1 protein-coding gene is annotated in these 1,007 nt (G+C 48.6%); it reads left to right on the plus strand.

The window, feature by feature from the left end; all coding sequences use genetic code 11:
* Window positions 1-883: hydroxymethylglutaryl-CoA lyase (locus tag FJZ26_06340; GenBank protein MBM3230025.1), on the plus strand; the 883-nt coding region annotated here is incomplete at its 5' end.
* Between the last annotated feature and the right edge of the window lie 124 nt (window positions 884-1,007).

Here is a 1,007-nt window from a genome sequence, read left to right on the forward strand (position 1 = left end):
AGTTGGGCCACGAGATGGTCTGCAAAACGAAAAGAACATTTTGTCAGTTGCAGATCGTGCGGCGTGGATTCGTGAGCTCGCGAAATCTGGCGTAGATGAGATTGAAGTGGGTGCTTTTGTGAGTCCCAAGTGGGTGCCACAGATGGTGGATTCGGATAAAGTGTTTGCGCTTGTCAAAGATTTGCAACCACAAATCAAGCTCACCTGTTTGGTGCCGAACGAGCAGGGCATGCAGCAGGCGGTAGCTGCGGGAGTCAAGCGAGTTGCCATTTTCACAGCGGCCAGTGAAACGTTTACACAAAAAAATATCAATTGTTCGATTGCCGAATCTTTTGCACGCTTTGTGCCGGTTTTGAAACTTGCTCAAAAGAATTCCATTGAAGTGCGTGGATACATTTCGACGGCGTTTGTTTGTCCGTATGACGGTGTGATCTCACCAGAGAAAACTCAAATCGTGTTGCAACGATTTTTAGATTTGGGTGTGAGCGAAATCTCAATCGGCGATACGATCGGCAAAGCCACACCCCAGTCTGTAGCAGCGCTCATGGCTCTCTTGCAGCCGATGGTGCAAAATCACAAAGTCGACTTGGCGATGCATTTTCACGATACCTACGGCATGGCCATTGCCAATGTGGCAGAATCGCTGCGTTGGGATGTGCGGCATTTTGATGCCTCGGCGGGTGGTTTGGGTGGTTGTCCTTATGCCAAGGGAGCCAGCGGCAACGTGGCGACGGAAGATCTTCTCTATTTTTTGCAGGCTATGGGGTATGAGGCTAAGCCCTCTATAGGGTGGCAAATTGCCCAAATGGTACAGGCCACGAAGCCTGTGTTTCAGCATTTGCAACGTCAAAGTTTGGCGAAAGTCTTCCAGTTAGAGGTTTGAGAATTGATCTGCTCTTTCTCTTGCCAAAACCCCCCTTAAAAATTAGTGTCATTCCCATCAAATTTTTAGGGAGTTTTCTATGCATCAATCTGTGATTGTGGCTGCCAAACGCACTGCCATTGGT

This window comes from Candidatus Parvarchaeota archaeon (assembly GCA_016866895.1).
GTDB lineage: Archaea > Micrarchaeota > Micrarchaeia > Anstonellales > VGKX01 > VGKX01.